A 4,789-nucleotide genomic window follows, 5' to 3' on the forward strand; every position below is an offset into this window, starting at 1 on the left:
GAGCAGCACTTCTTTCATAAATCTTTGCCTGCGGCAGATACAACGTGTTTTCTCCTTCAATGCTTCTGGAACTCATGTCGTTTCCTATAGTATAAGCCTGTATGTTTCCGGAAGCATTGATAAACAAAGTCAATTCAGGTTCCGGCACGTTCCAGGTCGAATCTTTTCTAATGTTTACGTGTTGTTTATGTCCAGCTACACGATGAGGTAATGATTTAAAGAATAATTCAGGACGATCTGCATCATAAACTTTATCATACATGCTTGCCCCACCGGAATCTTTAGATTCCTCTTTTCTGGCATCGCGACTGCGCAGATAGGTTACTCCTGCTGCCCAAACTTCCTGCTGTCCAATTGGTGCCTCAACATCGTTTTCTAATATTGCTAATGCTTTATTTTCCTGCAAAGATTCAGGACTCTCACTAAGTACATGAACTAAATATTTGTAGAGGTTGTCATTATTAATCAATGTATCCCAATCAGTATTAAGTAAATAATATCCCGCATCACTATGCAAAATAGCACCTTGTTTAGTTTTATATAATTTCATAATGTATTTATTCGTTTTAATTTGAAATTGTCTGTTTATAAGGATATCCCTCTTTTCCAGGGAATAAAGTCGTTATGTCCCAATGCTTCAGCCTTGGCTTTAATCGACCCGCTGGCTATTTCTATGATGTAATCGAGAATACGTTCTCCTACCTGTTTAATTGTTTCTTCGCCAGTTATTATTGTACCTGCATCAATATCAATGATGTCATTCATCTTTTTATATAGCGTTGTATTAGTTGAGATTTTTACTACAGGTGCAATAGGATTGCCCGTTGGGGTACCCAATCCGGTTGTGAAAAATACAAGTGTAGCTCCTGCTCCAACCTCTGCCGTTGTTGATTCTATATCGCTACCAGGTGTACATAGCAATGTCAATCCTGGTTTGGAAACTTGTTCTGGATAATCTAGAACATCAATAACTGGCGACGTACCTGCTTTCTTTGCTGCACCGGCAGATTTAATGGCGTCAGTAATTAAACCATCACGTATATTGCCTGCCGACGGATTAGAATCAAAACCTGAACCTACAGCTTTAGCTCTTTCATGATAAGCTGTCATTAAGGTCATGAACTTCTGGGCGACAGTCTCATCTAAGCAACGATCGCTAAGTTCCTGCTCCACACCACAAAGCTCTGGAAATTCCGAAAGTATTACCGATGATCCCAAAGCAACCAATAGATCTGAAGTATATCCCAAAGCCGGGTTAGCTGAAATTCCAGAAAAACCATCCGACCCCCCGCACTCCAGTCCAATACAAAGTTTGCTTAAAGGGGCGGGTTGGCGCTTAAGTTCATTGGCTTGCATCAAGCCTGCAAAGGTTTGTTTTATAGCCAATTTCATTAATTCAGATTCAGTTCCTACCTGTTGCTGCTCAAAGCAATATAAAGGTTTCGAGAACTGAGGATCTCGTTTTGCAATTTGCTCTTTTAAAAGCGGTATTTGTGCATTCTGACAACCAAGACTTAGCACAGTAGCTCCTGCAACATTGGGGTGCGTTATATATCCTGCAAGTAAGCCACAAAGATTTATGGCATCGTCTTTTGTACCACCACATCCTAATGAGTGTGTTAAGAACTTAACCCCATCAACATTCGGAAACACCCTGTTTTCTGCCACTACATCACTATCTAAACTACCTATGTCTATGCTCAATATATCCTCAACAGCTATACCGGCTCTGTGCATCTTAACCAATTGCTGTACCTGATTGTAATAGGATGAATCATTGTCATGATACCCCAATCCTTTCATAAAGGCATCCTGAATAACCTGTACATTCTTGTTTTCACAAAATACCAAAGGGATGATCAGCCAGTAATTGGCCACGCCAACTGTGCCATTATCTCTATGATATCCCATAAAAGTCTTATCGCTCCATGAGGATATTTCTGGCACTTCCCAGCTGGTTTTTCTTTCCTTAAGTTTATAGTTATTAGCCGCATGACTAACATTGCCTGTAGTAATTACTTCGCCTTTTTTAATTGCTGTAGTTGCCTTGCCTACAAGCACCCCGTACATCACAATATCATCTCCAGGCAGTAGGTCAATAGTCGCAAATTTATGCTTTGCCTTAACATCTGTAACCAAACCATAAGTTCCCTCATCACTATTTATGGCATCACCTGCTTTTAAATCCGATAATGCTACCTCTATATTATCTGTGCGATTTATTTTAAGTGTTTTTGACTTCATTAATCAAGTATTTATTTTTCTAGTATTCGTTTCATAGTCTGATCTATCCATTCTTCTTTCTTAGGGAAATCAGCATAAGTTTTTATTTCAGATAGCATGGGATCGTCCTGCTTAATACCAGCCGACTGCAAAATGGCATAGTCCTGAAGAGATTCTGCAAATATTTCCCATCTTATTGAATCGTATGGCCCATCTGGTCCCGGATAAACTACAAAGGGATCTCCAGCTGCAATTCCAGGATAAGCACTTCCTGATGCATTGGTAAAGGGATCAATAGGTTCTTCCTTTTCCACTACATTCCAATAGTTGTATCCCCAGTGTAAAAAGCCCTGAGCATTCAAATGATAAAATAAAAAACCCGACATTCTGATTTTAGCAAGTGGGGTGTCGTAGAACCGATTAAGCCACTGATCTCTGGGTCCTGTGCAGTAATACACCCAATGAGGAATATTCTCTTTAAGGTAATCGCCGGCCGAGCTAATGATTGGAATCGGTATATCAGTTAATTTCTCTCTTCCGTACCTCACATCACTTAATGCATCCATTACCTTCATCCAGGGAGCCAGTTCCTGTAGTATTTTTCTAGCCCTCTTGTAGTTTTGTATATGCTCAGATCCAGGCTCATCCGATAAATGAAAATAGGAATCGTCTAATACGTTTTCCTTCTTAAGGAAGCGATGAAACGCTGGCAGATATTGTTTTAGAAAATTTAGGTAAACCGGAGAAGTTGCAGAAAGATTCTCATCCCAAAGCAGTTCATATTTATCACCTTTTTGCGTATAAACATGCATTGCATTTTCAACACCCCAGTAAAGAAAAAGATGACCCCATTCAAATTTTTTGTAGCCCAATTCCTTAGTCATATCAACGAACCGCTTTATACGAGACCAATCAAAACTATATTTACCAGGACTGGTTTCATTGATGATCAGCATCTGACAAGGCTTTTTAAATACAGTTTTAAGCTCAAACAAATTTTGAATAAAGGCTACATCATTTCCATGATCAATTAAATTCTTCATCTGTGCCTTAGTGAGCTGCCACCATTTTTCATCATACATTTCAGTCTTATACTGAGCCCAGGTAGCTTCGCCTCTCCACCAATGGGTTACATGAAAATTTTTACGAGGCTGAACAATAAGCTTGCTAATATTTAAATCAACCAAAAGCGTTTTCTCCATGTTAACTTTTCCCTCATTCCAGCTTACTTTTACTTTGCATTGGTGAATACCCGGTTCTATATTTTCTGGAATCCTTAATGTAACCCAAAAAGAGCGGCTTGCATATGGATTAGCATCTACACGGGTAAGCGGGTAAAGTGGATCTGGTAACATTCCCGGTAAGAAACCAATGCCATCAAGCTCTTCCTCACGTACATCGGTATTAAAGTTTTGAAAAGGAACCAGGCCTACATAACGAACTTCATGCTTAACTGCTCCGGTTTCAACATCACAGGCAATCTCTACCCTGTCTTTCATATTGCTATGAAATCCGACCTGAAAGGATACCCTACTGTTTCTAGCTACAATTAAGGTGAGATGATCAGTGGCCTTACCTGGTGATTGAGGAAAAATCCGTTTCAACGAGCTTTCCAGCCAAACGTCCATGTTTTTATCTTTACTTATTGCATCCTTATAGAAAAGCATGCTTAGTATAATAAATACAAATGCTATTTTTTCAAGTCTTTTCATTTTTTTTAATCCTTTCTAACAGCAACCCTCTGGGCCACAATAACCGTCTGACAACACTGGATTTAACCCTTTTTCCAGCTCTTCATCGCTGGCATACCGAACCTTGTCAACAACAACCCAGATATGAAACTCATCATCTAAATCCTGATATCCTGTTTCCTTTGACAAAAAAATCTGTTTTTCTTCTCCTTCATTTAAACCTTTGAGTTCTGCTTCCAGGGAAGGGAAAATGGTTCCATGACCATGTAAATAGTTGATTGGCAACCCATCCAGAATATCTTCAAGCACCTCCCCTCTACTATTTTCCATCTTATATCTAATAGATACCACAGTTTTATCCTCAATTTTCATAAGCGCTAATTCTTGATTTTTCAACTTCAGTATGCGTCTGTGGAACAAAGGTTTCAGCTAATAAAAATTTGCCGACTAAAACAGCCATGATAGCACCAAAAATCGTTGCACTCAAATACACCCATAAATGTTCCGTATGACCAGAAATAACTGCCGGGGCTAATGATCTCRCCGGGTTCATTGATGCTCCGCAAATTGGCCCCGCAAACATCGCTTCCAAACCAACTACACCTCCAATTACTATCCCGGCAAGGCTCCCCTCTTTTTTACTTTTTCTTCCTACGCCAATGATTACAAGCATTAAAAAAAATGTTAGGAAAAACTCAAGTATGAAAGATTGAAAAGCGGAACCTGCAGGTAATGTTGATCCTAGTGTATCATTAGCTGGAAACAGGGCCTGCAACGTGCAACTTGCTGCGATCGCTCCTGCCAGCTGACTCAAAACAAAAGGTACCAAATCTTTTAGCGGATGCTTTCCTGATATGGTAAGGGCAATGCTCACC

General features: G+C 39.7%; 4 protein-coding genes and 1 pseudogene. All 5 read right to left on the bottom strand.

Annotated features, from left to right (window positions below):
- Window positions 1-550 (bottom strand): annotated as a pseudogene (locus AC1DDX_RS23740) (fumarylacetoacetate hydrolase family protein); the annotation flags it as partial.
- A gap of 35 nt (window positions 551-585) precedes the next feature.
- Window positions 586-2,244 carry a UxaA family hydrolase gene (locus AC1DDX_RS23745; protein WP_337716079.1) on the bottom strand — a complete coding sequence of 553 codons (1,659 nt, stop codon included), beginning with the start codon at window positions 2,242-2,244 and terminating at the stop codon, window positions 586-588.
- Between the two features lie 11 nt (window positions 2,245-2,255).
- Window positions 2,256-3,935: a DUF4091 domain-containing protein gene (locus AC1DDX_RS23750; protein WP_337716078.1), complete on the bottom strand. Its 1,680-nt coding sequence runs from the start codon at window positions 3,933-3,935 to the stop codon at window positions 2,256-2,258.
- Window positions 3,936-3,950: 15 nt separating this feature from the next.
- On the bottom strand, window positions 3,951-4,286 hold the full coding sequence (locus AC1DDX_RS23755) for an FKBP-type peptidyl-prolyl cis-trans isomerase (protein ID WP_448634388.1): 336 nt from the start codon (window positions 4,284-4,286) through the stop codon (window positions 3,951-3,953).
- Window positions 4,276-4,789: MIP/aquaporin family protein (locus tag AC1DDX_RS23760; RefSeq protein ID WP_477622707.1), on the bottom strand; the 514-nt coding region annotated here is incomplete at its 5' end. The genes AC1DDX_RS23755 and AC1DDX_RS23760, both read right to left, overlap by 11 nt.

The organism is Pedobacter sp. 10L46_2 (assembly GCF_056395165.1).